The organism is Plastoroseomonas hellenica, from assembly GCF_018129085.1.
GTDB classification, from domain to species: Bacteria; Pseudomonadota; Alphaproteobacteria; order Acetobacterales; family Acetobacteraceae; genus Plastoroseomonas; species Plastoroseomonas hellenica.
Genome location: NZ_JAAGBB010000004.1, coordinates 36,835 through 62,251, shown reverse-complemented (window position 1 = coordinate 62,251; position 25,417 = coordinate 36,835). Strand labels below are relative to the sequence as shown.

General features: G+C 70.7%; 29 protein-coding genes and 1 tRNA gene. 14 read left to right on the top strand and 16 right to left on the bottom strand.

Translation table 11 applies throughout. The features are described from left to right. Positions 1–18: 18 nt before the first annotated feature. From GXW71_RS04280 to GXW71_RS04270, 3 genes are read right to left on the bottom strand one after another with little or no spacing between them, the layout of a single operon-like run. Positions 19–1,026 (bottom strand): Bug family tripartite tricarboxylate transporter substrate binding protein, encoded by a 1,008-nt coding sequence (locus GXW71_RS04280; protein WP_211851164.1) that lies wholly within the window; start codon positions 1,024–1,026, stop codon positions 19–21. 56 nt (positions 1,027–1,082) lie between these two features. Beyond that, positions 1,083–2,090 carry a LysR substrate-binding domain-containing protein gene (locus GXW71_RS04275; protein ID WP_211851163.1) on the bottom strand — a complete coding sequence of 336 codons (1,008 nt, stop codon included), beginning with the start codon at positions 2,088–2,090 and terminating at the stop codon, positions 1,083–1,085. 23 nt (positions 2,091–2,113) lie between these two features. After that, the gene (locus GXW71_RS04270; RefSeq protein ID WP_211851162.1) at positions 2,114–2,767 is read right to left on the bottom strand and encodes an MBL fold metallo-hydrolase; all 654 of its coding nucleotides are present in this window, start codon (positions 2,765–2,767) and stop codon (positions 2,114–2,116) included. A gap of 162 nt (positions 2,768–2,929) precedes the next feature. Here GXW71_RS04270 and msrA point away from each other — a divergent pair, with 162 nt between their 5' ends. From msrA to GXW71_RS04235, 7 genes are all read left to right on the top strand, one after another. Further along, positions 2,930–3,490, top strand: a complete 561-nt coding sequence (msrA, locus tag GXW71_RS04265) for a peptide-methionine (S)-S-oxide reductase MsrA (RefSeq protein ID WP_211851161.1) — start codon at positions 2,930–2,932, stop codon at positions 3,488–3,490. A 20-nt stretch (positions 3,491–3,510) separates the two neighbouring features. Then, complete coding sequence (gene msrB / locus GXW71_RS04260) at positions 3,511–3,927, top strand: peptide-methionine (R)-S-oxide reductase MsrB (RefSeq protein ID WP_211851160.1); 417 nt, start codon at positions 3,511–3,513, stop codon at positions 3,925–3,927. A gap of 124 nt (positions 3,928–4,051) precedes the next feature. Then, positions 4,052–5,059, top strand: coding sequence for a YncE family protein (locus GXW71_RS04255; RefSeq protein WP_246526269.1), 1,008 nt, complete (start codon positions 4,052–4,054; stop codon positions 5,057–5,059). Continuing rightward, a complete protein-coding gene (locus tag GXW71_RS04250) occupies positions 5,052–5,807 on the top strand; it encodes a polysaccharide deacetylase family protein (RefSeq protein ID WP_367617243.1) in 756 nt (251 codons plus the stop codon). Before GXW71_RS04255 ends, GXW71_RS04250 begins: the two co-directional genes overlap by 8 nt. Positions 5,808–5,816: 9 nt before the next feature. Further along, complete coding sequence (locus GXW71_RS04245) at positions 5,817–6,761, top strand: sterol desaturase family protein (RefSeq protein WP_211851158.1); 945 nt, start codon at positions 5,817–5,819, stop codon at positions 6,759–6,761. Positions 6,762–7,309: 548 nt separating this feature from the next. Continuing rightward, complete coding sequence (locus tag GXW71_RS04240) at positions 7,310–8,101, top strand: lysozyme family protein (protein WP_246526268.1); 792 nt, start codon at positions 7,310–7,312, stop codon at positions 8,099–8,101. 99 nt (positions 8,102–8,200) lie between these two features. Further along, positions 8,201–9,166, top strand: coding sequence for a Bug family tripartite tricarboxylate transporter substrate binding protein (locus tag GXW71_RS04235; RefSeq protein ID WP_211851157.1), 966 nt, complete (start codon positions 8,201–8,203; stop codon positions 9,164–9,166). A 94-nt stretch (positions 9,167–9,260) separates the two neighbouring features. Here GXW71_RS04235 and GXW71_RS04230 read toward each other — a convergent pair whose 3' ends face one another. Then, complete coding sequence (locus tag GXW71_RS04230) at positions 9,261–10,373, bottom strand: S-(hydroxymethyl)glutathione dehydrogenase/class III alcohol dehydrogenase (RefSeq protein ID WP_211851156.1); 1,113 nt, start codon at positions 10,371–10,373, stop codon at positions 9,261–9,263. A 230-nt stretch (positions 10,374–10,603) separates the two neighbouring features. Here GXW71_RS04230 and GXW71_RS04225 point away from each other — a divergent pair, with 230 nt between their 5' ends. Continuing rightward, the gene (locus GXW71_RS04225) at positions 10,604–10,963 is read left to right on the top strand and encodes a hypothetical protein (RefSeq protein WP_211851155.1); all 360 of its coding nucleotides are present in this window, start codon (positions 10,604–10,606) and stop codon (positions 10,961–10,963) included. 264 nt (positions 10,964–11,227) lie between these two features. On the opposite strand, the gene GXW71_RS04220 is transcribed toward GXW71_RS04225, so the two are convergent. From GXW71_RS04220 to GXW71_RS04165, 12 genes are all read right to left on the bottom strand, one after another. Beyond that, a complete protein-coding gene (locus tag GXW71_RS04220; RefSeq protein WP_211851154.1) occupies positions 11,228–12,550 on the bottom strand; it encodes a TRAP transporter large permease in 1,323 nt (440 codons plus the stop codon). After that, complete coding sequence (locus GXW71_RS04215; RefSeq protein WP_211851153.1) at positions 12,550–13,026, bottom strand: TRAP transporter small permease; 477 nt, start codon at positions 13,024–13,026, stop codon at positions 12,550–12,552. Before GXW71_RS04215 ends, GXW71_RS04220 begins: the two co-directional genes overlap by 1 nt. Then, the gene (locus GXW71_RS04210; RefSeq protein ID WP_246526267.1) at positions 13,023–14,048 is read right to left on the bottom strand and encodes a TRAP transporter substrate-binding protein; all 1,026 of its coding nucleotides are present in this window, start codon (positions 14,046–14,048) and stop codon (positions 13,023–13,025) included. The genes GXW71_RS04215 and GXW71_RS04210 overlap by 4 nt, the downstream gene beginning before the upstream one ends. Positions 14,049–14,164: 116 nt before the next feature. Next, entirely contained in the window at positions 14,165–14,779 is a 615-nt protein-coding gene (locus GXW71_RS04205) for a 2-dehydro-3-deoxy-6-phosphogalactonate aldolase (protein ID WP_211851151.1), read from the bottom strand. Continuing rightward, positions 14,776–15,678, bottom strand: a complete 903-nt coding sequence (locus tag GXW71_RS04200) for a 2-dehydro-3-deoxygalactonokinase (RefSeq protein ID WP_211851150.1) — start codon at positions 15,676–15,678, stop codon at positions 14,776–14,778. Before GXW71_RS04200 ends, GXW71_RS04205 begins: the two co-directional genes overlap by 4 nt. Before the next feature lie 121 nt (positions 15,679–15,799). After that, a complete protein-coding gene (gene hisD, locus GXW71_RS04195; protein ID WP_211851149.1) occupies positions 15,800–17,089 on the bottom strand; it encodes a histidinol dehydrogenase in 1,290 nt (429 codons plus the stop codon). Further along, positions 17,086–17,790: an ATP phosphoribosyltransferase gene (gene hisG, locus GXW71_RS04190; RefSeq protein ID WP_211851148.1), complete on the bottom strand. Its 705-nt coding sequence runs from the start codon at positions 17,788–17,790 to the stop codon at positions 17,086–17,088. The genes hisD and hisG overlap by 4 nt, the downstream gene beginning before the upstream one ends. A 3-nt stretch (positions 17,791–17,793) precedes the next feature. Continuing rightward, complete coding sequence (murA, locus tag GXW71_RS04185) at positions 17,794–19,056, bottom strand: UDP-N-acetylglucosamine 1-carboxyvinyltransferase (protein ID WP_211851147.1); 1,263 nt, start codon at positions 19,054–19,056, stop codon at positions 17,794–17,796. 9 nt (positions 19,057–19,065) lie between these two features. Then, positions 19,066–19,620 (bottom strand): dCTP deaminase, encoded by a 555-nt coding sequence (dcd, locus tag GXW71_RS04180; protein ID WP_211851146.1) that lies wholly within the window; start codon positions 19,618–19,620, stop codon positions 19,066–19,068. 39 nt (positions 19,621–19,659) lie between these two features. Then, positions 19,660–19,848: a hypothetical protein gene (locus GXW71_RS04175; protein WP_211851145.1), complete on the bottom strand. Its 189-nt coding sequence runs from the start codon at positions 19,846–19,848 to the stop codon at positions 19,660–19,662. Between the two features lie 79 nt (positions 19,849–19,927). Beyond that, positions 19,928–20,338, bottom strand: coding sequence for a hypothetical protein (locus tag GXW71_RS04170; protein ID WP_211851144.1), 411 nt, complete (start codon positions 20,336–20,338; stop codon positions 19,928–19,930). 260 nt (positions 20,339–20,598) lie between these two features. Next, positions 20,599–20,673: transfer RNA gene (locus GXW71_RS04165), tRNA-Thr, on the bottom strand. 387 nt (positions 20,674–21,060) lie between these two features. Here GXW71_RS04165 and GXW71_RS04160 point away from each other — a divergent pair. The 6 genes from GXW71_RS04160 (at position 21,061) to GXW71_RS04135 (ending at position 25,350) form a co-directional block, all read left to right on the top strand. Continuing rightward, complete coding sequence (locus GXW71_RS04160; RefSeq protein WP_211851143.1) at positions 21,061–21,339, top strand: hypothetical protein; 279 nt, start codon at positions 21,061–21,063, stop codon at positions 21,337–21,339. A gap of 150 nt (positions 21,340–21,489) precedes the next feature. Then, entirely contained in the window at positions 21,490–21,783 is a 294-nt protein-coding gene (locus GXW71_RS04155; protein ID WP_246526266.1) for a FeoA family protein, read from the top strand. Next, the gene (feoB, locus tag GXW71_RS04150) at positions 21,783–23,660 is read left to right on the top strand and encodes a ferrous iron transport protein B (protein WP_211851142.1); all 1,878 of its coding nucleotides are present in this window, start codon (positions 21,783–21,785) and stop codon (positions 23,658–23,660) included. Before GXW71_RS04155 ends, feoB begins: the two co-directional genes overlap by 1 nt. A 2-nt stretch (positions 23,661–23,662) precedes the next feature. Then, the gene (locus GXW71_RS04145; RefSeq protein WP_211851141.1) at positions 23,663–23,812 is read left to right on the top strand and encodes a hypothetical protein; all 150 of its coding nucleotides are present in this window, start codon (positions 23,663–23,665) and stop codon (positions 23,810–23,812) included. A 238-nt stretch (positions 23,813–24,050) separates the two neighbouring features. Next, complete coding sequence (locus GXW71_RS04140) at positions 24,051–24,746, top strand: CBS domain-containing protein (RefSeq protein ID WP_211851140.1); 696 nt, start codon at positions 24,051–24,053, stop codon at positions 24,744–24,746. Positions 24,747–24,804: 58 nt separating this feature from the next. Beyond that, the gene (locus tag GXW71_RS04135; RefSeq protein WP_211851139.1) at positions 24,805–25,350 is read left to right on the top strand and encodes an ImmA/IrrE family metallo-endopeptidase; all 546 of its coding nucleotides are present in this window, start codon (positions 24,805–24,807) and stop codon (positions 25,348–25,350) included. Positions 25,351–25,417: the final 67 nt, after the last annotated feature.

Sequence of the window (25,417 nt, the reverse complement as noted above, 5' to 3'; positions counted from 1 at the left end):
TCCTCCACACGTGCTGCTTCACTGCCGCTGGATGTCCGCGCGTTCGATGACGCTGGCCCAGGTCGCGACGTCCTTCCGCAGCAAGGCGCCCAACGCTTCCGGCGTATCCGCCGCTGGCTCGACGCCGAGGCCGAGCAGCCGCGATCGCATCTCCGGGGTGGCCAGGATCTCCCGCAGATGGCGGTTCAGCAGCGTGATCACCGGGCGCGGCGTGCGGGCTGGCGCGAACAGCGCGTTCCAGCCCACCACGGCGTAGTCGGCGAGGCCGCTTTCGCGCAGCGTCGGCACCTCCGGCAGCAGGCTGGAGCGCCGTGCGCCGGTGCTGCCGACGGCGCGGAGCTGGCCTGCCTCCAGCAGGCTGCGTGACGCGGCGAAGGATTCGAACCCGACCTGCACATCGTCGCGCTGCACCGCGGTCAGCACCTCCGGCGTGCTGCGATAGGGCACGACGGTCGCATCGATCCCAGCGGCGACGCGCAGCCATTGCGCGGCGAGGTTCTGCGTGCTGCCAGGGCTGATCGTGCCAAAGGCGATACCGCCGCCGCGTCCGGCCGCCAGCACATCCGCGACGCTGCGGAAGCGCGAGCCGGCCGCGACGAGTAGCAGGAGGTCGAAATTCACCAGGGCGGAGATCGGGGCAAAATCCGCGACCGGATCATAGGGCAGGTTGCGGAGCAGCGTCCGGTTGATGGCATTGCCGGTGCTGAGCACGGCCAGCGTATGCCCATCGGCCGGCGCCGAGACGGCGGCCGTCGCGGCCGGCGTGCCACCGCCACCGGGGCGGTTGTCGACCACCACCTGCTGGCCAAGCCGCTGCGACAGCGCCTCGCCCATCAGGCGCACCGTGATGTCGGCGAGCCCGCCGGCCGCGAAGCCGACGACGATGCGGATGGGGCGCGAGGGGTAGTCAGCCGTCGGCTGCGCGTGGGCGATGGCCGGCACTGCCAGCCCCGTGGCCCCGGCCAGCAGGAACCGGCGGGACAGCAATCCTGGGGGCGGGGCAGGTCCGCTGTCGCGATCCCGCATGGGGCGTCCTCCTGCCCCCTGGTGCTGATCGCGCGTGCTGGAGGCTTGGGTCTCCCCTAAGCCCTGGCCGCGCTGCCTGTCCTATCGCTTTCCCCGACCGAGCCATAACCGACGGTGATAGTGGCGAGCCCCCGCTGACCGATCTCGGCGACATGGGCGCGCAGGCAGGCGACGAAGGCGAGACCGGCCGGGGGCAGCGGCCGGTCGCGCGGCAGGATCAGCCCGGCGGGACGGGGCGGTGCCGGGACCGGCAGCGGCACGACGCGCAGCGTGCCCCGCAGCAGGTCACCCGCCATCATCAGCCGGGGCATGACCGAGATGAGGTCCGTCGCGTGCAGCATTTCCCGGATGAAGCCGTAAGAGCTGGAGCGCAGGGACCCGGTCGGTGCCATGTCCATCAGGGACAGGACACCCTCGATCTCCTGCCCGACGCGCTGACTGACGGTGGGTAGGACCAGGTCGTAGCGGCGCAGCGCCGCGGCCGTGATCTCCGCCAGGTGGAAGACCGGGTGGCCGGTCCGGGCCAGGATGGAGATCGGCTCCTCCCACAGCGGCTCGCGCGAGAAGCCGTCCGGCATGGCAGGGTCGTAGAGCCGGCCGACGATCAGGTCGATCTCGCCGGCGGCCAGCTTGGGCAGCAGTTCCTCGGTCCGGCCCTGGTCCAGGCGCGCATGCAGGCCGGGATGGTCCGCGGTCAGACGGGTCAGGGCGCCCGGCAGCACGCCGGTGGCCGCGACGGGAAGGGTGCCGATCGCGACCGTCCCGCCCCCGAGCTCGGAGAGGCGGTCGAAGGTCTCGTCGAGCCGGCGCAGCTCGGCCAGGATGCGGCGCGCGGATTCCGCCAGCAGGGTGCCGGCTTCGGTAGGGCGCACGCCGCGGGGCAACCGGGTGAACAGGCGCTGTCCGGTGATCTCCTCCAGCTCGTGCAGGGTCTTGGTCAGGGCGGGCTGGCTGAGACTGAGCATGGTTGATGCGCGCATCAGGCTGCGCTGGGCGACGATGGCGTCCACCGCCCGCAGATGGTGCAGCTTCAGGCGCTGGTCGAGGTAGCGACGCAGCGTCATGGCGGCCCGATCATGGGGCGCCCCTAACCATCCTGGGCGCCGTCCCCCGCGAAGGGGTTGCCGCGGCGCTCGGCGCCGAAGGTCGAGCCGGGGCCATGGCCGCAGATGAAGGCGATCTCGTCGCCGAGGGGGAAGAGCTTGCCGCGGATCCCCGCGATCAACGCCGCCCCATCGCCATAGGGGAAATCGGTGCGGCCGACCGAGCCCTGGAACAGCACGTCGCCGACGATCGCGAAGCCCGCCGCGGCATTGGTGAAGACGACGTGGCCGGGGGTATGGCCCGGGCAGTGCAGCACGCCGAAATCATGGCCACCGATGCCGACCGTCTCGCCCTCGGTCAGCCAGCGATCCGGCGTTACCGCACGCACGCCCTCGAAACCGAAGCGGGCACCCTGGGCGGGCAGGTCGTCGAGCAGGAAGGCATCCTCCCGCGACGGGCCGACGATCGGCACGGCCAGCGCCTCGGCCAGCGCCGCGGCGCCGCCGGCATGGTCGATATGGCCATGGGTCAGCAGGATGGTTTCGATCGTGAGGCCGAGCTCGGCGATCGCGGCCTGGATGCGGTCCACGTCGCCGCCGGGGTCGATCACCGCGCCGCGCTTGCTCTCCTCGTCCCAGACCAGGGCGCAATTCTGCTGGAAGGGCGTCACCGGGATGATGGCGGCGGCAAGCGGCATGCGGCGGGGTTCCATTCGGGCGAGAGGCGAAAGGTGGACCGGCCGTGCGGCGCGGCCAAGCCGCTTTCGGCCCCGGCGCCTCGAGGCTTCATCGACGGGGGCTTCATCTTCCAGCCGTTGTCGGGCATCCCCATATCGGTCTCCCAAGACAAGGAGGGTGGAATGGCGGAGCAGGAGCGCGAGGCCGCGGTGCTGGGCGGCGGCTGTTTCTGGTGCCTCGACGCGGTCTACCGGGAGCTGCGCGGCGTGACGGAGGTGGTCTCCGGCTATGCCGGCGGGCATGTGCCGAACCCGAGCTATGAGGCGGTCTGCGGCAAGGAAACCGGGCATGCCGAGGTGGTCCGGGTCAGCTTCGACCCCGACCAGATCTCCTATGCCGATATCCTCCGGGTCTTCTTCGCGATCCACGATCCCACCACGAAGGACCGTCAGGGTGCCGATGTCGGCCCGCAATACCGCTCGGTGATCTTCTACGAGGATGCAGGGCAGGAGGCGACGGCGCGCGCTGTCATGGCCGAGATCGAGGCCGCCGGCATCTGGGACGCGAAGCTCGTCACCGAACTGGCGCCGGCCGCGACCTTCTGGCCGGCCGAGCCCGAGCACCAGGACTACTTCGCCCGCAATCCCTGGTCCGGCTATTGCCGCGCCGTGGTCGGGCCGAAGGTCGCGAAGTTCCGCAAGCAGTTCTCGGGCCTTTTCGTGCCCCGCAGCAGCGCGGCCTGACGGCCGGTAAGGAGGAAGCCATGACCCTGAAGCACGCGCCGGCGCAGGATCCCGTCGCGAAGACCGATCCCGAGTGGCGGGCGGAGCTGCCGGCCGATGCCTATAGGGTGCTCCGCGAGCACGGCACCGAACGGCCGGGCAGCTCGCCGCTCAATACCGAGAAACGGCCCGGCACCTTCTATTGCGCCGGCTGTGGCACCGCGCTGTTCGGATCGGACACGAAATACGAGAGCGGCAGCGGCTGGCCGAGCTTCTACGCCCCGATCGAGGGCAGCGTCGGCACCACCACCGACCGCAGTCACTTCATGGTGCGGACCGAGGTGCATTGCGCCCGCTGCGGCGGCCATCTCGGCCATGTCTTCCCGGACGGGCCGCAGCCGACCGGCCAGCGGTATTGCATGAACGGCGCCGCGCTCCGGTTCGAGCCGGCGGGCTGAGCCTCGCCCGGGCGGCGCCCTCCGCCCGGCCAGGCTCGCGCCGCCTCGCGCATCTATTCCTCTTGCGCGGGCGGCGGCCTGCGTGCATGCGTCGGCCAATATCGCCAGCCTGGACCACGCGACCATGTGCACCGCATCCCGGCGGGCCACCCTGTTCCTTCCTCTGTTGCTCGCCCCCGCGGCACACGCCCAGACCGCGGCGCCGGCGGCCGCGCAGCCATCGGCCCAGCCGGTGCCGGCGCTGCCCGACCGGTCCGACATCGTCTATGTCCTGAATTCCGGCGACGCCACCATCTCGATCCTCGATGCGGGGACCCGGAGCGAGCTCCGCCGCTTCCCGGCGCTGCGCGAGCCGCACCACCTGTCGCTGACGCCGGACGGGAAGGAACTGGTCATCGCCGATTCCGGTGGCAACGAGTTCTTCTTTCTCGACCCCGCGACCGCCGAGGTGAAGCGCCGGGTCCGCATCAGCAACCCCTATCACCTCTGCTACTCGCCGGATGGGAAGTACCTGGTGGTGGCCTCGCTGCGCCGCGACCAGGTGGATATCTACGACGCCCGGGACCTGTCGCTGCTGCAGCGGCTGCGCGTCGGCGACAAGCCGAGCCATATCTGCTTCGACCCTGGCGCCACCACCGCCTTCGTGACGCTCCAGGGCGTGCGCAGCGTGCTGGCGATCAGCCTCGAGACGCGCCAGCCGGTCTGGCAGGCCGAGGTCGGGCGGGAGCCGGCGGGGGTCTACTGGAACCGCGGCAAGATCATCTGCGGCGTGATGGGGGAGGCGCATTTCGTGGTGCTGAACCCCGAGACCCGCCAGGTCGAGCGCCAGATCCCGATCGGGCGTGGCGCCCATACCATCTTCCCCTCGCCCGATGGGCGGGTGCTCTATGGCGCCAGCCGGGTGGACAGCCGCATCGTCGCGATCGATCCGGAGAGCCTGGAGGTGACCCGCGTCTATGAGGTGCCGGGCGGGCCGGACTGCATCGCCTTCGATTCCGACGGCCGGCTCTGGGCGACGCTGCGCTGGGTGCAGCGGGTCGGCATCCTCGATGTCCATAGCGGCGCGCTCGACACCATTCGGGTCGGCCGCAGCCCGCATGGCATCTTCGTGCAGCCGCGGCGCGGTGAATAGGCGGGGGTTCGGCGCCGCGCTTGCCGGGCTGGCGCTGGCGCCGCTCGCCGCGCAGCCGCAACCGGCCTGCCGCGACCGGGTCTATCTGACGATCGACACCGGCTGGGGGCGGGAGGCGGAGCAGATCGCCGCCATCCTGCGCCGCCACCAGATCCGCGCGACCCTGTTCCTGGCCGATGAGCCGACCCATACCGGGGAGCGCAGCCTTTCCGACGCCTGGGCGCCTTTCTGGCGCGCGCGCGCGGCGGAAGGGCATGTCTTTGCCTCCCACACCTGGCGGCACTGGTATTTCCGGGGCGACCCAGCGCCCGGCCGGGTGCGCTATGTCCAGCGCGGCGGGCCGGGGGCGGAGGTGCTGGACCAGGCAGGCCTCTGTGCGGAGCTGGCGCGGCCGGTCGAACGGCTGCGCGCGATGGTGCCGGACGCGACCGTGCTCCCGCTCTGGCGGGCGCCCGGCGGCTTCACGACGCCTGGCGCGCTGCGGATGGCGGAGGCCTGCGGCCTGCACCATCAGGGCTGGACGCGCAACGGCTTCCTCGGCGACGAGCTCGACAGCGCCCAGCATCCGAATGCGGCATTGTTGGCGCGCTCGCTCCGCGACATCCGCGATGGCGAGGTGCTGGTCATGCACTGGGGCGTCCGCAGCCGGCGCGAGCCCTATGCCGGCGTGCTGGAGGCGCTGGTCGCGGGATTACGGGAACGTGGATTCTGCTTCGAGACCCTGCCGCCCGGCGGCATCCGGGGATAGGCTCGGCGTATGTTCGGCCATCTCGACACCGCCTATTCCCAGCTCACCGGCTGGCTCTACACGGAGGCGCTGCAGCCCGCCCTCTATGCGCTCGGGCTGATGGACTACGCCGACGACCTCTATCAATGGCTCGATTTCGCGATCTTCGGGCTAATTGGCATCGTCATCTCCTACGTGGTCTGCCGGCCGCTGGAGGCGGCGATGCCGGTGGAGCGCTGGCCGGGGCGCGGGCCGGTCTATACCGACATGATCTACACGCTGCTGGCCCGCGTCGGCGTGCTGCCGCTGCTCGCCTTCGTGCTGCTGAACGGGGCGCAGAGCCGGCTCGACGGGCTGATCGCCGATACTGGCTTCGTGCCGCCGACGCTCGAGACGATCTTCCCGGTGCTGCGCGAGTACCCGCTGCTGGCGCTCGCCGCCTATGTCGTGGTGCTGGATTTCGGGGAGTACTGGCGCCACCGCTTCCAGCACCGCTTCGGCTGGTGGTGGGCGCTGCATTCGGTGCATCACGCGCAGCGCCAGATGACCTTCTGGACCGACGACCGCAACCACATCCTGGACGATGTCATCGCCGCCCTCTGGTTCGGCGCGCTGGCGCTGCTGATCGGCGTGCCGCTCGGGCAGTTCCCGGTGATCCTTCTGATCCTGCGCATCGCGGAGGCGATGAGCCACGCCAATGTGCGGCTGTCCTATGGCAGCGTGGGGGAGCGGCTGATCGTCTCGCCGCGATTCCACCGGGTGCATCACGGGGTGCTCTCGGTCGGGCAGTCGGGCAAGAACTACGCGGTGCTGCTGCCGGTCTGGGACTGGATCTTCGGCACTGCCGACTTCCGGCGGGACGTCTATCCCGAAACCGGGGACCCGGACGCGCCGGAGGGGCTGGTGACCGGGGGCTGGTTCCGCCAGCAGGCGCTGGGGCTGAAGCGGCTCGCCCTGGCCCTGGCAGGGCGCTGAGGACACCTCCAGTCCTCCCACCATGCCAACGGGCCGGAGCTTCCCGACCGCCGGTCCGGGCGCCGGGTGGCTCCGGTGGCTCGGCCGCGCTGAGCGCACATCCGGCAGAGGCCGCAACCCTTCCTGCACAGGGCCGGCGCGAAGCTCCTGGCGGTGTCAACCTGGCTGCCCGATTGTGCCGACCAGAAAAAAAGCCGCCGGAATCGGCGCTTTGGCCAGGGCGCCGATCTTACTGAAAAACAGGTGGCGAAAACTGAAAGAACAGGCCGGAAGTCCCGTCAGTATAAGTATTCAATACTTCCGGAGACTTTGCCCCAATCCTGCCACAACCTCCAAATCCGAGTGAGTGACTGGGGGTTTCACCTCTTCGCTGTTTGACAGTTCCGTGCGCCGTGTTTACGGGCCACGCCATGACGAGCGCGAGCGGTACGCTGAAGCCCCCCCGGCGACGGCACGTGGCGACGTCCCAGCGCGCAATGCGGCGGGGCAGCCAGCACCTCGGATCCTGTGGCCTCGGGCTGAGGCCAACCGCGAGGACGGCGCGCGCGATGCGACGCCGGATGACATTGAACCGCTTCGGGGGGCTCGCCAGGGGCTTTCACGACCGCCTGCACGGCCTGGCTGCCCTCTTCGGCATTGGACTGCTGGCGATCGGCCTGACCGCCGGCACCGCCCACGCCTCCGGCGCCGCGCGGCGCCCTGCCGCGACTACTGGCGCCGCTCGCCCTGCCCAGACGCCCGCCGCCGCTGAGACCCCCCCCTGGGCGGCGATGCCGACTATCCCGGCCCTGACCGATGAGGCGGTGGCCCCCGCCGGCACCCCGCGCGCCGCCTGCCTCGACGCGCTCCGCACCACCGAGGCGCGCTACGGCCTGCCGCCCGGGCTGCTGGTCGCGATCGGGCTGAACGAATCCGGGCTGCATGCCCATGCGCTCAATATCAATGGCCGCGCGAGCTTCCCGGAGAGCCGGCAGGAGGCCGAGCGCCTGCTGCGCGGCGCCGCCAACCGCAGCTACGTCATGGCCGGCTGCCTGCAGATCAACGCCCGCGTGCATGCGCGGGGCGAGGTCTGGCCGCTCGATCCCTGGGCGGCGGCGGACTGGGCCGCGCAGTTCCTGCGCACCAATTACGAGCGGAGCGGCGACTGGGCGGAGGTGCTGCGGCGCTGGCACGGCGCCTCACCGAGCAATGTCGCGACCTATGTCTGCCGCGTGCGCGGCAAGATCGAGGCGGTGGAGCCCAACAGCACCATCTTCGCCAATCGCGGCTGCGGCACCTCTCAGCTCGCGCGGCTGCGCCGCAACGGCGCCCAGCACCTGGAGCTGGCCGAGGCTCGCTGATCCGTTCCTGCGCCGCGCTTGCTGCGCGGCGCGGCGCTCCGGCAAGCTCATGGCCGAGCCGGCGCCGCCGCGAGGGCAGGCGCGGCCGGAGGGAGCGCCATGATTCATCGCCGCGGGCTTTTGGCCCTGCCTGCCGCCCTGGCCGCTGCGCCCGTCCTGGCGCAGGGCGGCTTTCCCGACCGCCCGCTGCGTTACATCGTGCCCTTCCCACCCGGTGGCCTCACCGACATCATGGCCCGCCTGGTCGCGGAGCGGCTCGCCGCCCATTGGGACCGGCCGGTGGTCGTGGAGAACCGCGCCGGCGGCAATGCCATGATCGGCGCCGAGGCGGTGGCTCGCGCCGCACCTGACGGGCACACGCTGCTCGCCATGACCATGACCCATACGGTCAATGTCGCGCTGTTCCCGAACGCCCCCTATGACCTGCTGCGCGACCTCGCCGCGGTCTCCGTCATCGGCTCGCTGCCGCTCGTGGTCTGCGTCGGGGCGGAGAGCCCGGCGCGCGACCTCGCGGGGTTGGCCGCCATGGCGCGGACGCAGCGGGTCAGCGCCGCCTCCTCCGGCAATGGCACGCCGCCGCATCTCGGGCTCGAGCTGTTCCGCCGCGCGGCCGCGGCCGGGGAGGGGCTTTTGCATGTGCCCTATCGCGGCGGCGCGCCGGCGATCACCGACCTGGTCGCGGGCCATGTGCAGATGGTGGTCGGCAACCTGCCGGAGGTGCTGGCGCAGATCCGTGCTGGACGGCTGCGGGCTCTGGCCGTCACCGCGGAACGGCGCCACGGGCTGATCCCCGAGGTGCCGACGACGGCCGAGGCAGGCATGCCGGCGCTGGTGATCGGCAACTGGACCGGGATGATGGTGCCGGCCGCGACGCCGGCGCCGGTGCGCGGCGCGATCGCCGGCGCCGTGCAGGCGGCACTCCGCGATCCAGGGCTGCGCGCCCGCGCCGAAGATGGCGGATTCGAGCTGCTCGGCTGGGACGAGCAGCGCAGCGCCCGCTTCATGCAGGACGAGGTTCGACGCTGGGCGACGCTGGTGACGGAGGCCGGAATCCGGCCGGATTAATTCGCGCCGTCATGACCGCGAGCGGTATCCAGGCGCAGTAGCGCAGGCCGTTTCCCCGGGGCAGGCATCGTCTGCCCCGGGATTGGGGCCCGCTTCAGTAGACCACGACGGAGCGGATGCTTTCGCCCTTCTCCATCAGCTCGAACCCGCGGTTGATCTCCTCGAGCGGCATGGTGTGGGTGATCAGGCTGTCGATCTCGATCTTCCCCTCCATGTACCAGTCAACGATCCGCGGCACGTCGGTGCGGCCGCGCGCGCCGCCGAAGGCGGTGCCGCGCCAGTTGCGGCCGGTGACGAGCTGGAAGGGGCGGGTGCTGATCTCCTGCCCGGCCGCCGCGACGCCGATGATGATGCTCTCGCCCCAGCCGCGATGGGTGCATTCCAGCGCTTGGCGCATGACGTTCACATTGCCGATGCATTCGAAGGAGAAGTCGGCGCCGCCGCCCGTGAGGTCGACGATCGCCTGCACCACCTTGTCCACGCCGATCTCGCTCGGATTGATGAAGTCGGTCATGCCGAATTTTTTCGCCATCGGCACGCGGGCGGGGTTGAGGTCGACGCCGATGATCTTGTCGGCGCCGACCATGCGCGCCGCTTGCAAGACATTGAGGCCGATGCCGCCGAGCCCGAAGACCGCGACATTGGCGCCGGGCCAGACCTTGGCGGTGTTGATGACGGCGCCGATACCGGTCGTCACCCCGCAGCCGATATAGCAGATCTTGTCGAAGGGCGCGTCTTCGCGGACTTTCGCCAGCGCGATCTCCGGCAGGATGGTGAAGTTCGCGAAGGTCGAGCAGCCCATGTAGTGGAAGACGGTGCCCTGATCGCAGGAGAAGCGGCTGGTGCCGTCCGGCATCACGCCGCGGCCCTGCGTCGCGCGGATCGCGGTGCAGAGGTTGGAGCGGCGGGAGAGGCAGGTTTTGCATTGCCGGCATTCCGGCGTGTAGAGCGGGATCACGTGGTCGCCCGGCTTCAGCGAGGTGACGCCGGCGCCGACCTCCCGCACCACGCCGGCGCCTTCATGGCCGAGGATCGCGGGGAAGATGCCCTCGGGGTCCTTGCCGGAGAGGGTGTACTGGTCGGTGTGGCAGATGCCGGTCGCCATCACCTCGACCAGCACCTCGCCCGGCTGCGGCCCACCGATCTCGATGGTCTCGACGGAAAGCGGCTTGCCGGCGGCCCAGGCGACGGCGGCGCGTGTCTTCATGGCGGATCCCTCTTGTCGGTCTGGCGACTGCACGCGGAGCGCGACCTTCGCCGCATCCCGCATACTTGCGTCGGGTATGAACGACGTCGGGGATCCCGATCAAGCATGTGCCGAACGTCACTCGACGCGGATCGCGGTCCGTTCGTCGGCGCACGGCACTATTGCGGTGCAGGCATCGCGGCAGTACGTTGCCGTTGCGTTCCAATAAGGCGCATTCAGGAGACGTTCCCATGCTGCTTCCCTCCCGCCGCCTCCTCGGTGCGGCCCTGGCCGTCGCCGCGATTGCGCCTGCCTCCGCGCAGTCGCCGGCTGTCACGCTGTTCCAGGTGGTCGGCCCGCGCGACACCGTGACCATCGGCCTGACCACGGCCGAGCTCGATGCGCTGGGCCAGGGCCCGACCGTGGACCGCATCGGCCGTGCCCTGGCGGCGAACGGCCAGATCAGCGCGTGGCGCTACACGGTCGGCCGCGCGCAGGACGGCAGCACCCGCTACGCCGCCAATGGCCGCGTCTCCATCATGCGCAACGACACACTGCGCATCGAAGCTTATACGGCGGCGCTGCCAGTGGTTCCACCGGCAGCGCAGTAGTCTTGTCCTCAGGCGCCGGCGTGCGCATCCGTGCGCTTGGCTTGCGCGCTGTCAGGGCGCCGGCGCGGCTGTTGGTCGCGCGCGGGCCGTATTCGCGGCTCGGTCTGGATCGGCTGCGCCTCGCAGCCCGGCCTTTCTGGTGGCGGCCTGCGGCCGCGTGGCTAGAGCGTGACGACCTGAGGCGGAATCGCCGAAAGGTCTGAATCACGCGATCGAACAAGGTCCTGGAGCATGATGCGTGAGCACTTGCGAACGCATCATGCTCTAGGTCAGCAATCTGACCAGCCAAAGTGATAATCCCGGCGCCATCACGCAGATCATCAAGCGGATCAGGTCTGCGACGAGGAATGGCAACACGCCGCGATAGGTGGCGGCGATCGGCACGTCGCGCGCCAGGCCGGAGACGACGAAGACGTTCAGCCCGATCGGCGGCGCCGTCAGGCCGATGCCGACCACGGCCAGCACCAGGATGCCGAACCAGATCGCCGTCTCCTCCGGCGTCAGGCCGAAATCGAGCGCGGTGATCACCGGGAAGAACACCGGCAAAGTCAGCAGGATCATCGCCAACTCGTCCATGACGGCGCCGAGCACGATGTAAGCGAACAGCAGCAGCGCCAGCACGCCATAGGCGGGGTAGCCCTGCTCGGTGATCCAGACCGCCAGCAGGTCCGGTGCCTGGGACAGCGCCAGGAAGGCATTGAACACTTCGGCGCCCAGCAGGATTGCGAAGATCATCGCGGTGGTCTCGGCTGTCGCCAGCAGCGCCTCCCGGATCGCACTGCCGGGAAGCGTCCGGCGCGCGAGACCGACCGCGAGCACCGCGACGCAGCCGATGCCGGCACTCTCGGTCGGCGTGAAGACGCCGCCATAGATGCCGCCGACCACGACCAGCGCAATCAGCAGCACCGGGATCACGTTGCGGAACGCGGCGCGCCGCTCGGCGGCGTCGATCGGCGCGGCCGGCGGCATGTCCCCAGGCCGCAGCCGCGACAGGATCGCGATCGTCGCGATGTAGAGCGCGGTCGCGAGCAGGCCCGGCAGCAGCGCCGCCATGAACAGCTTGGCGATGTTCTGCTCGGTGCTGATCGCATAGACGACCAAGATCACCGAAGGTGGGATCAGGATGCCGAGCGTGCCGCCGACCGCGATGACGCCGGAGGCGAAGCCCGGCGCGTAGCGATGGCGGCGAAGCTCCGGCAGCGCGGCACGGCCGAAGGTCGCGGTGGTCGCGACCGAGCTGCCGCAGACCGCGCCGAAGCAGGCGCAGGCGCCGATCACCCCCATCGCGAGCCCGCCGCGCCGGTGGCCGATCAAGGCGCTTGCCGCCGTGAACAGGTCCCGCGCCAGGCCGCCGCGCTCCGCCAGCGCACCCATGAGGATAAACAGCGGAATGACCGAGAGCGTGTAGTTCGCGAACAGGAAATAGGGCGTGCTCTTCAGGTACTGCAGCAGCGCCGCGGTATCGAGGATGTGGACATAGCCGGCGGCGCCGGCGAGCAGCATCGCGAGGCCGATCGGCGCGCGCAGCGCGATCAGTCCGAGCAGCACGGCGAAGCCGGTGCTGGCGACCAGGAATTCATCGGCCATTAGGCGCGCCCGCGCAGCAGGCGCCCGGCCCAGAGCAGGGCCGCGAGCGCGGTCACCGCGAAGCAGAGCGCGCCGAAGCCGACCGCCCAGAAGATCGGTACTCCGAGCATACCCATGGTCAGGCTGTGGTCGCGCAGCGCCTCCTTCGCGCCGACCGCGCCGCGCCAGGCGAGAAGCGCGATGGTCGCGGCCCAGGCGAGGGACCAGAAGGCGTCGAGCAGCTCATTCGCGCGCCGCGGCAGCCAGGTGGTGACGCTGTCCACGATGATGTTGGCGCGCGCGAAGGTGCCATGGGCGAAGAAGCCGAACACCGCGACACCGGCACCGAGCGAGACCAGCTCCACGTCGCCACGCACCGGCTGTGAGGTGAGCCAGCGCAGCAGTACCGAGACCAGCGTCAGCACTGCGACAGCGACCAGCACCGCTCCGCCGGCGAGCGCCAGCGCCCGGGAGGCACGCGCGATGCCGCCGCTCACGCGCCGCGCGCGAGCGCGGTGCGCGCTTCCTCCAGCAAGGCGCCACCATCGATGCCGCGTTCGCGCATCTGCGCGAGCCAGGTGTCGATGACAGGTTGCGTCGCGCGCTGCCAGCGCGCGCGTTCCTCGGTCGTGATCTCGATGATGGCATTGCCGCGGCGGCGCGCCGCCTCCGCCACCACCGGCCCCTGCTCGTCCCAGACCCGCGCCGCGAGCTGGGAGCCGACATCGCCGCTATTGGCGTCGAGCGCCCGCTTCGCCTCCGGCGACAGCGCCGCATATTTCGCGGGGTTCATCACGAGCAGCATGGAAGCGACATAGAGGGTCGGGCTGCCCGGGATCTCCGTGTGGTGGCGCACCATTTCCTGCAGGCGGATCGAGGGCACCACCTCCCACGGCACCACGGCGCCGTCGATGACGCCCTGGCTGAGGGCTTCCGGCACCTGCGGCACCGGCAGGCCGACCGGCGCGGCGCCGAGGGCGCGCAGCGCCTCCCCCGCCTGGCGTGTCGGGAAGCGGAGCTTGAGGCCACGCAGGTCCTCGAGCGTCTTCACCTCGCGCTTGGCATGAATGAGGCCGCCGTCATGGCTCCAGGCGCAGATCACATGGACGTCACGGAACTCCTCCGCGATCGGGCCGGAGACCAGCGCCTGGGTCGCGCGGGCATTCGGCGCGGCACGGCGGTCCGCGACGAAGGGCAGCTCGAATACCTCGATGCGCGGGAAGCGGCCGGGGGTATAGCCAGGCAGGGTCCAGGCGATGTCCACGACCCCATCCCGTGCCTGGTCATAGAGCTGCGGCGGCGCGCCGCCCAACTGCATTGCGGGAAAGATCTGGATGCGGATGCGGTTGCCGCTGTCATCCTGCACCTTGCGCGCCCATGGCTGCAGGAAATGCCGGTGCACATTGGAGACGGCGGGAAGGAAGTGATGCAGCCTGAGCGTCACCTCCTGCGCACGCAGCGCGGCAGGACGCAGCAGCACCGGCGCCGCGAGCGCGGAGCCGAGCAGGGTGCGGCGCATGGTCATCATGTTTCCCCCAGGAAGCCGTCCGGCGGAGGGTAATGCAAACCCGCAGGTGGATGCGAGGGCGCCGTCCCTTCCGCTCCCTACCGGGGCTACGCCCCCGGAACCGGTGGCTACAGGGCGTCCAGCAGGGTGGCCGCCTTTGCCGCCACCACCTGCGGCGTATCGCCCGGCTTGTAGAGCGCGGAGCCGATGCCGAAGCCGGCAGCGCCGGCGGCGCGCCAGGCCGGGATCGTCATCGCGTCCATGCCGCCGACCGGCAGCACCGGCGTGCCCTTCGGCAGCACCGCCAGCAGCGCGCGCAGCACGGCGGGCGAGGCGGCCTCAGCCGGGAAGAGCTTCAGCCCATCGGCGCCGGCGGCGAGCAGTGCGAAGGCCTCGCCGGGGGTGAAGAAGCCGGGAACGGCGATGAGGCCCTGCGCCTTGGCAGCGCGGACGATGGCGGGGTCGGCATGCGGGGTGACGATCAAGCGGCCCCCGGCCGCCGCGACCGCCGCCACCTCCTGCTCCGTCGTCACGGTGCCGGCGCCGATCAGCGCGCGGTCGCCATAGCGCCGGGCGAGGGTCGCGATGCTCGCCATCGGGTTCGGGGAATTGAGCGGCACCTCGATGACGCTGAAGCCGCCGCCGGCCAGCGCGGCACCGACACCCTCCGCCTCCTCCGGATGGATGCCACGCAGGATGGCGACCAGCGGGCAGCGCGCCAGCGCTTCAACGAGCGCGCTCATGCCGGCAGCATGCCGAGCTGACGGCCGATCACGGTGAGCCCCTCCGCCGCCAGGTCGGCGCCGGCGCTTTCATTCGGTATGTCCCAGGAATCGAGGGCTGCGGCGTATAGCCGGGCAAGATGGTCGGCGCCGGCAATGACAATCGGCGGCGCAACGCCCAGCTCCAGCACCGCGGTCACCTCGCGCCCGATCAGCAGGCCGGAGAGGAAGCCCGCCCCCTCCCGCTGCTCGATCTCGCCCATCAGGCTGCGGGTCCGCAGGCCGAAGATCTGGTGCAGCAGCCCGCCCGAGCGCTTCGACTGCGCGAGGCCTGCGGCGAAGCCGGGCGGGATGCCTTGGCCGAGCGGCGCATCCTCCAGGCTGTGGCGCAGGATGGTGTGGCGGGAGAGGGCGGCGAAGACCTCCCCCGTCATGTGGGTCGCGAAGCCCTGGATGCGTCCGTCGGCGACGCGGGCCCATTTCGCATGGGTGCCGGGGGAGCAGAGCGTCGCCTCCCGTGCGCCGATGCGGGCCAGCAGCGCGACCAGCTTCGTCTCCTCGCCCCGCATCACCTCCGGCACGCCATCGGCATCGCGGCAGGTGAGGCCCGGGACCAGCATGGCGCTGATACCCGTGATCGGCAGCGGCACGGCGGCGGCGGCGATCTCGGCGGGGCCAGCCGGGCAGGGGAGGTAGGGCGCTTCCACCCAGCCCTGGCGGCTGCCGACCATGCCGCAGAGCAAGGCCTGCTTCTCTCCATCCGCGACCCAGTCGCCGGTCGCGGCGGCGAAGGCAGCCTGGAAGCCGCCTTCCGGCAGGGCGGTGATGCCATGCGGCGTCTCCCGCCGCGCCAGCACGCCGCCATCGGGCGCGAAGCGCCAGGCACGCAGGCTGGAGGTGCCCCAGTCGAGACCGATCATGGCGCCGTCTCCCGTTGCGATCCGCGTCCGGCTGGCTCATCCGTGCCGGACCCAGCCTCAGATTGTCCGCGAAGACGATGCCGAGGCAACGGCGGAGCGCTGGAAGCCGCCGCTTGTCGCTTCACCGCAAGCGGAGCGCGACGCTTTCCGCATGCGCAGTCAGGCCCTCGGCACGGGCGAGCGCGACCGCGGCCGGCCCGACCTTGCCGAGCGCGGCCCGGTCGGCCTCGACCCAGGTGGTGCGCTTCAGGAAGTCGAAGACCGAAAGGCCCGAGGCGAAGCGCGCGGTGCGGCCGGTCGGCAGCACGTGATTCGGGCCGGCGACATAGTCGCCGACCGCCTCCGGGCAGAAACGGCCGAGGAAGGCGGCGCCGGCATGGCGGATCCGGGCAAAGAGCGCCTGCGGATCCGCGGTCATGATCTGCAGGTGCTCGGGCGACAGCAGGTTCGCGAGTGCTGCGGCCTCCGCCATGTCGCGGACCAGGATGACGGCGCCGTGGCGGCGCCAGCTCTCGCCCGCGATCGGGGCCCGGGGCAGCGTCGGCAGCGCGGCGGTGACCGCAGCGGCCACGGCATCGGCGAAGCCGGCGTCATTGGTGATCAGGATCGACTGCGCGCTTTCGTCATGCTCGGCCTGGGCGAGCAGGTCCATCGCCACATGCGCGGGGTCGTTCGCCGCATCGGCGATGACAACCACCTCCGATGGGCCGGCGATGGAATCGATGCCGACCCTGCCGAAGACCTGGCGCTTGGCTTCCGCGACATAGGCATTGCCGGGGCCGGCCACGCGATCGACAGGGGCGATGCTCTCGGTGCCCCAGGCCAGCGCCGCAATCGCCTGGGCGCCGCCGACGCGCCAGATCTCGCTGACACCAGCGCGCTGCGCGGCGGCGAGCACCAGCGGGTTGAGTTCGCCGTCCGGGGTCGGCACGCAGATCGCGACCCGCCCGACGCCGGCGACGCGGGCCGGGATGGCGTTCATCAGCACGGAGGACGGGTAGCTCGCCTTGCCGCCGGGCACATAGAGCCCGACGGCGTCGAGCGCGCCCCATCGCAGGCCGAGCTTCAGCCCCGCCGCGTCGTGCAACGCGATGTCCTTCGGCATCTGGGCGGCATGGAAGGCCTCGATGCGGCTGGCCGCGAGGTCCAGAGCCTCCATCAAATCGGGCGCGACCGCGGCGGTGCCCGCGGCGATCTCGGCCTCGGTGACGTGCAGTGCCCCCGCATCGCGCGGCGTCCAGCGGTCGAAGCGGGTGGTGAGTTCCACCAGCGCCGCGTCGCCACGTGCGCGGACATCCGCGATGATGGCGGCGACGGCGGCATCGACGCGCGCGGTCGTCTCCCGTGCATCATCGAGCAGCGCGGCGAAATCAGCCTCGAAATCACCCGCGCTGGTGTCGAGGCGCTTCATAGCCCGGCGGTCTCGGCGAGCGCGGCGCGGAAGCGCGCGATCCAGGCGCCGATAGCCTCTGGCCGCGTCTTGAGCGCGGTGCGGTTGACGATGAGGCGGGAGGTGACGGGTGCGATCACCTCGGTCTCCACCAGGCCATTCGCCTTGAGCGTGGAGCCGGTCTGCACGAGGTCGACGATCAGCTTCGCGAGGCCAAGCGAGGGGGCGAGCTCCATCGCGCCGTTCAGGTGCACGATCTCCGCCTGGATGCCGCGCTGGGCGAAATGGCGCTGGGCGATGTTCGGGTACTTGGTTGCGACGGTGACGCGCGACCAGCGGGCGGTGTCCTCGTCCGGCTCGCGCGGCGTCGGTTCCGCGATCGAGACGCGGCAGCGGCCGATGCCGAGGTCGAGCGGTGCGTAGATCTCCGCGTAGTCGAATTCCATCAGCACGTCGGCGCCGCAGATGCCGATCTGCGCCGCGCCATGGGCCACGAAGGTCGCGACGTCGAAAGGCCGCACGCGGACCACGTCGAGCGCGGGATCATTGGTCGGGAAGCGCAGCCGCCGGCTGTCCTCATCGGCGTAGTCGGTGGCCGGCACGATGCCGGCGCGGTCCAGCACCGGGCCGACCTCGGAGAGGATGCGGCCCTTGGGCAAGGCGAGGATGACCGGCGCGGCATCGGCCGGCGTCGCAGGGGTGAGGGGGCTCGGCATATCCATGGGTCAGCCCGAAAGCCGCGCCACGTCGGCGCCGACGGCGGCCAGCTTCGCCTCGATCCGCTCATAACCGCGGTCAAGGTGGTAGACGCGGTTGACGACGGTATCGCCCTTCGCCGCCAGCCCCGCGAGGATGAGCGAGACCGAGGCGCGGAGGTCGGTCGCCATCACCGGCGCGCCCGAGAGCCGGGCCACGCCGCGCACGATCGCGGAGGAGCCGTGCACGTTGATGCGGGCGCCCATGCGGTTGAGCTCCGGCACATGCATGAAGCGGTTCTCGAAGATCGTCTCGGTGAGCATCGCCGCACCCTCGGCCACGCACATCAGCGCCATGAACTGCGCCTGCATGTCGGTGGCGAAGCCGGGGAAAGGCTCGGTCGAGACGTCGGTGCCGTGCAGGCCGTTGAGGCGGCTGACCATCAGGCCATCGGCATGCTCGCGCACATCGACGCCGGCATCGCGCAGCACCCGGGTGACGGCACCGAGATGATCGAGCCTGGCGCCTTCCAGGATCAGCGAACCGCCGGTGATGGCGGCGGCACAGGCGAAGGTGCCGGCCTCGATGCGGTCGGGGATGATGCCGTGCGTCGCGCCGGAGAGGCGGGTGCTGCCGCGGATGCGCAGCCGATCGCTGCCGATGCCCTCGACATCGGCGCCCATCGCCATCAGGCAGCGCGCGAGGTCGCCGATCTCGGGCTCGCGCGCGGCGTTGACCAGCTCGGTCTCGCCATCGGCGAGCGCTGCCGCCATCAGCAGGTTCTCGGTGGCCCCGACCGAGACCTGCGGGAAGATGATGCGCGTGCCCTTGAGGCCGCCATCGGGGGCCTCGGCCTCGATATAGCCGCTCTCGACCGTGATGGTGGCGCCCATCGCCTCCAGCCCCTTCAGGTGCAGGTCAACGGGACGGGTGCCGATGGCGCAGCCACCGGGCAGCGAGACGCGGGCGCGGCCGTATTTCGCGGTGAGCGGGCCGAGCACGAGGACCGAGGCCCGCATCTTGCGCACCAGATCATAGGGCGCTTCGAGGTTGGTGGCGCGGCCGGCGAGCGTCAGGGTCCGGCGCGCCTTGTCATGCTCGACGGTCAGGCCGTGCTGGGCGATCAGCTTGCCCATGGTCTCGACATCGGCGAGGTCGGGCGTGTTGGTCAGCACCAGCGGCTCATCGGTGAGCAGCGCGCAGGCGATCAGCGGCAGCGCGGCGTTCTTGGCGCCGGAGACCGGGATGCGCCCTTCGAGGCGGCGGCCGCCGCGGATGCGGATGCGGTCCATCGGTCGGTCCTAGAGCTTGGGCAGCGACACGCCGCGCTGCCCCATGTATTTGCCGGCGCGGTCCGCGTAGCTGACCTCGGGCGGGCTCTCGCCCTTGAGGAACAGGAACTGGCAGATGCCTTCGTTGGCATAGACCTTGGCGGGCAGCGGCGTGGTGTTGCTGATCTCGATCGTCACCTGGCCTTCCCATTCCGGCTCCAGCGGCGTGACGTTCACGATCAGGCCGCAGCGGGCATAGGTGGATTTGCCGAGGCAGATGACCAGCACGTCCCGCGGGATGCGGAAATACTCGACGGTATGGGCCAGCGCGAAGGAGTTGGGCGGGATGATGCAGACCGGGCCCTGGCGGGTGACGAATCCGGCGTCCGAGAACTGCTTCGGGTCGACGACGGCGTTGTCGACATTGGTGAAGATCTTGAACTCGTCGGCGACCCGGCTGTCATAGCCATAGGAGGAGAGGCCGTAGCTGATCACCCCTTCGCGCCGCTGGCTTTCGACGAAGGGGTCGATCATGCCGTGATCCTTCGCCATGCGGCGGATCCAGCTGTCGGGCATGATGGCCATGGGGCGCCTCGGGCAAGCCGTGTTGCGGTGCGGCCGGGCTTAGCCGGTCGGGTCGCGTGGGGCAACCGGCACGGAGGGCGGGGCGGGGTCGCCTTCGGCGGAGGGGGCTGGGGCGGCCGCGCGGGCGCGGGCCTGGGCCTTGCGTTTGCGCAGATTCTCACGAAGCGCGGCGGCCTCGCGCGCGGCGCGCTCGGCCTCGCTGGCGGTGCGGGGCTTGTCCTGGGTCATGGCGGGGTTCTGCACCCGGGCCGGGGAAGGGGCAATCGCATTGAGGCAGCGGGCGGGCTGAACCAGCCCGGCCGGGACTCTATCGGCTGGCCCAGACCAGGGCCACGCCGACCACCGCGCCGAACCAGCCGAGGACGAGCAGGGCATCGTTCAGGCGCGACCATGACAGCACGCGGCGTTGCAACTCCTGGCCCTGTGCGTCGGGCGAGGCGTCGTAGCCGATGAACCGGAAGGCCCGGAGGACCCATGGCCGATCGAGGCCCAGCTTGCGCAGCCCCCACCCCAGCCAGGCCCCGATGAGCAGGTCCCGCAGAAGGCTGGTGATTCGCTGCAGGCCGCTGATCTTCATCGCACACGAGCTGACGACCGCGAGGATGAGCCCGGACCAGAAGAGCCAGGATCTCGAGGCATCACTCGGCGCATCACCCAGCATGGCGCCTGCCCCGTAGGCGACCGCGATGAAGAGTCCCACGCTGACGAGCCAATGCATGATTCCACCACCCCGCCGATGAGCCAGCATGAGGCTGCGCGCCGGGCGCCCATCCTCACCTTCCGTGCGCGGAAGCCGCGGACGCGCCACCGGTCAGCCTCGATGGTTACGGTATGATTTTGAATTGATCGACTGTCGAGAGTGCCACTTGCGCGATGGCGTCCCGCTGACGTGCGTCCTGCCGGTCCAGCCCGGTCTGGACGGCGTGGATCATCGGCGAAAGGGAGGCACCGGAGAGCCCGGTCGATGCCGGGGAAGGATGGTGCTGCCAGAGAGGATTGAACTCTCGACCTCTCCCTTACCAAGGGAGTGCTCTACCACTGAGCTACGGCAGCGTCCTGGTGCGGCGCGCTTCCTACCCGCTCCCCCAGGCCCCCGCAACCCCTTCCGCCGTCCGCCTGCGCCGTCCCGGGAAGAGGCCGATGCGTGGTGCTGGCGTCGGCTTTCAATGCTCTTGATTTGTTCTTATACTTGGGCGAGTTGCCCGGACGGGAGAGGAGTACCGGGAAGCTCTGCCCCAGGACATGCCGGTTTCCGAGTGAAGGCAGGGTGGCGAGACACGCGGCACCAAAGTCACGCCAACCTGACGAGCCTTGGCACCTGTTCGGGTGATTCCCATCCGAACATCATCTGCTCTAGCCTGGCCAAACGGCATCTCGACCCTTGATCCCGGAAAACTGCCAGCGGCTCGCCGTGAGTGCAGGATGGCGAAGGGGCCAGCCATGACGCGGCGTATCGACCCGTCCTGGGTCGTCTTCGTGAGCATCGAGAATCCCGAGCACGACCGCTGTGTCGATCTGTTCCGCCGGTCGGATGCGAGTTTCGGCTTCGAGGAATTCCGGCGCGATGCCGAGGACGCCGGGCGCTGGACGCCGGTGGGGTCCTTCGCCGGCGCTGCCTATGGCAGCGCCGATCTGGCCTATGCGGCCGCCGAGCGCGTGGTGCCCTGGCTGGCCGAGGTGCTCGCCGCCGATCCCTCTCTGCGGAAACGACCCATCTGACGCCCGCCGCCACTGGGTGGCCGGGTGCAGGGCCGCGCCAGTTATCCCCGGCCATACAATGCGTTCATCTTACGCTTCGGCGGGCCTGCGGCCTCGACATGCGAATGCGTTGCAACTACATCCGCGCCGCACCGCACGCAGGAGAGGCCCATGGCCCAGGACCCGCCTGGCACTGAGGATGGGCTTTGCCGGCTGAGCGAGATGGGGCGCGGCCAGCGCGGCATCGTCGCTGGGTTGCACCCGGACGGTCATGAGGATCACGGCGTCGGCGCCGAGGAGATGGAACGGCGGCTGCTGGAGATGGGCTTTGTCGAAGGCGCGCGCCTCGCGGTGCTGATGGAGGGGCTGATCGGCCGCGACCCGATCGCGGTGTCGCTTGACGAGATGCGGGTCGCGCTCCGCCGGCGGGAGGCGCGGGCGGTGCTGGTGCGGCGGGACCGCTGATGGACGCGCTCGCGCCCCGCACCCGGCCGTTGCGCCTGGCGCTGCTCGGCAATCCCAATTGCGGCAAGACCGCGCTGTTCAATGCGCTGACCGGCGCGCGGCAGAAGGTCGCGAACTATGCCGGCGTGACGGTCGAGCGGAAGACCGGCGCCGTCGCGCTGCCCTCTGGCGCGCGTGCCCTGCTGGTCGACCTGCCCGGTACCTACAGCCTGCGCGCCCGCAGCCCGGATGAGGAGGTGACGCGCGACGTGGTGCTGGGTGCCAGGGCGGACGAGCCCGCGCCCGACGCGCTGATCGCGGTCGCGGACGCGACCAACCTGCGCATGGCGCTGCGCCTGCTGCTGGAGCTGAAGGCGACCGGCCGGCCACTCGTGCTGGCGCTCAACATGGTGGATATCGCCGAACGGCAGGGCCTGCGCATCGATCGCGCGGCACTGTCGCGGGAACTCGGCATGCCCGTGGTGGACACGGTCGCGGTCAGGCGCCGTGGCCTCGATGCGCTGCTGGAGGCGGCGGAGCAGGCGGCGCTTGCCGCGCCGGCGCCGGCCGGCTGGCGGCCGGCCTCGGCCGAGGCTCTGCGCAGCCTGCACGCCGAGGCGGCGCGCATCCATCGCCTGGCGGTGCGGCCGCCGGAGCGGCCGGACACCTGGACCGGGCGGATCGACGCGGTGCTGCTGCACCCGGTCGCCGGCACCTTGATCCTGCTCGTCATCCTGTTCCTGATGTTCCAGGCGGTCTTCGCCTGGGCCCAGCCGCTGATGGACGCGATCGATGCCGGCTTCGGCGCGCTTGGCGGGCTGGTGAAGGCCACCCTGCCAGACGGGCTGCTGCGCAGCCTGATCGCCGACGGGATCATCGCCGGCGTCGGCTCCGTGCTGGTCTTCCTGCCGCAGATCGTCATCCTCTTCCTGTTCATCATCCTGCTCGAAGACTTCGGCTACATGGCGCGTGCGGCCTTCCTGATGGACCGCATGCTCGGCGTCGCTGGGCTGCACGGGCGCGCCTTCATCCCGCTGCTGTCGAGCTTCGCCTGCGCCATTCCGGGCATCATGTCGGCGCGCGTGATCGACAGCCGGCACGATCGCCTGACGACGATCCTGGTCGCGCCGCTGATGACCTGCTCCGCGCGCATCCCGGTCTACACGCTGATCATCGCGGCCTTCATCCCGGACCGGCAGGTCTGGGGCGTCATCGGCCTGCAGGGGCTGGTGATGTTCGGCCTCTACGCCGCCGGCATTGCCTTCGCGCTGATCGCGGCCACGGTCATCCGGCGCGTCTTCTGGCGGAGCGCGGCGCAGCCCTTCCTGATGGAACTGCCCTCCTACAAGCTGCCGAGCCTGCGCAACGTCGCGCAGAACGTGCTGCTGCGGGCGCAGATCTTCCTCCGCCGTGCCGGCACCATCATCCTCGCGATGATGATCCTGATCTGGTTCCTCTCCTCCTTCCCCGGCGCGCCGGAAGGGGCCACGGACCCGGCCATCGACTACAGCATCGCCGGGCGCATCGGCCATGCGATCGAGCCGGTGCTGGCGCCGATCGGCTTCAACTGGCAGATCGGCGTCGCGCTGATCCCGGGGATGGCGGCGCGCGAGGTCTCGGTCGGCGCGCTCGGCACCGTCTATGCCGTGGCGGCGGAAGGCGATGAGGTCGCGGCCGCGCTTTCTCCGACGCTCGCTTCGCATTGGTCGATGGCGACGGCGCTCGCTTTCCTCGCCTGGTTCGTCTTCGCGCCGCAATGCGCCTCGACGCTCGCGGTGGTGAAGCGGGAGACCAATAGCTGGCTGTGGCCCGGGGTGATGTTCGCCTACATGATCACGCTCGCTTATCTGGCGGCGCTGATCACCTATCGCGTGGCGCTGGCGCTTGGGGGCGGGTGAGGATGGGTGCGGTCCTGCAGGGCGCGGTCGTCGCGCTGGCGGTGGCGGGTGCCGGCGCCTTCCTGCTGCGCCGCTACTGGCCGAAGCGCCCGGGCTGCGGCCCTGCCGAGGGCGGCGGCTGCCATTGCGGCCGGGATGACCGATCGGCGTGAGCCGCCCTCCGGCCCGTCGCGGGGGCGTGATGCGCTGCCGACGTGGCGCGAACCCATATTCACAGCGGCGAGGCGGACCGCCTCGGCACCCGTCCCGGCAGGGGCGGGCGTCGTCGGCGCCATCCTCCGGATGCGCGGGGCGCCTGCTGTCCCGGACCCCTCATCGCCGCGCTCCCCGGCACGCTCCCGACCGGCGCGCGGCGCGGCGCCACGGGAGCGTCGGATCAGGAGATGTGCCGTGCTTGTCCGCGACCTCATGACCACGAGCAACATTTCGGTCGCGCCCTCCGTCCCGGTTGCCGACATCGTGCGGCTGCTGGCTGATCGCGGCCTGTCCGGTGTGCCGGTCCTCGATGCCGACGGCGCCCTGCTCGGCATGGTCACGGAGACCGACCTGCTCAGACGGCTCGCGATCGCCGACGAACCGAAGCCCGGCTGGTTCCGGCGGCTGTTCGCCGATCAGGACGAGGCGGCCGAGCGCTATGCGCGCGCCCATGGCGCGACGGCGGGGGATGTGATGACCACCGAGCTCATCACCGTCGAGGAGGACAGCAGCGTCGAGCACGCCGCCCATCTGCTCGAGGAGCACAAGGTGCGGCGCCTGCCGGTGCTGCGCGAGGGACGGCTGGTGGGCATGGTCTCGCGCGGCGACCTGCTACGCGCCCTGTTCCCGCCCGCGGTGGCCACGGCGGCCGCCCCATCATCGGATGACGCGATCCGGACGGCGATCGAGGCCGAGATGCGGCGTCAGGCCTGGGCCGACACGCCATTCCTGTCGATCGGCGTCCAGGACGGGGTGGTGGAGCTGCATGGCTTCCACCGCTCGCCCGCCACGCGCCGGGCCCTGTCCGCCCTGATCGCAGAAATCCCCGGCGTCGTCCGTATTGACGATCGCGCCGTGGAGCGGCCGCCGGTCGGTATGATGGCGCGCTGAGCGCGCGGCGGCGCGCCCGTCGGGACAGGGAGCGCCGCCAGCGCCGCCGGGGTGGTTCTTGATCTGTTCGGCCGGCCCCGCCACTTTGGTCGCGATGACCATCCCCTATACCGGCAGCCTTTTCGCGCCGCGGTCGGACATGCCGGCGGAGGCGATCATCCGGCCTTTCCTGCAACGTGCCCCGGTCGACCTGGCCGGCATGGTGGCGGCGCTCGGCATGGGCCTGCGCCTGCAGGCCCGGCTGCCGAAGGCGACCTGGGGGCAGATCAGCCGCGAGATCCGGGGCGGCCGCGAGATCTTCACCATCGAGATCAGCGCCCGCTGCCCGCCGGCGGCACGGCGCTACACCCTGGCGCATGAGCTGGCGCATGCCCTGCTGCACCGATCCATGTTCGAGGATGACGCAGAATACGAGGCCTATCAGGGCAGCGCCCATAAGCGCATGGAACGTCAGGCGGACCGTTTCGCGGCCGATCTCGTGATGCCGGCGCCGTTGGTGCGCGAGGAATTCCGCGCCAACCCATCGCTCGCGCACCTCGTCCGCACCTTCGACGTCTCGGAAGCCGCAATGCGCATCCGGTTGGAGGAGCTCGGCCTTGGGTGAGCGTCCGATGATCGGAGGGCCGAAAGGCCCGGAGATCTGAATCGGACGCTCCACCAAGGCACCCGAT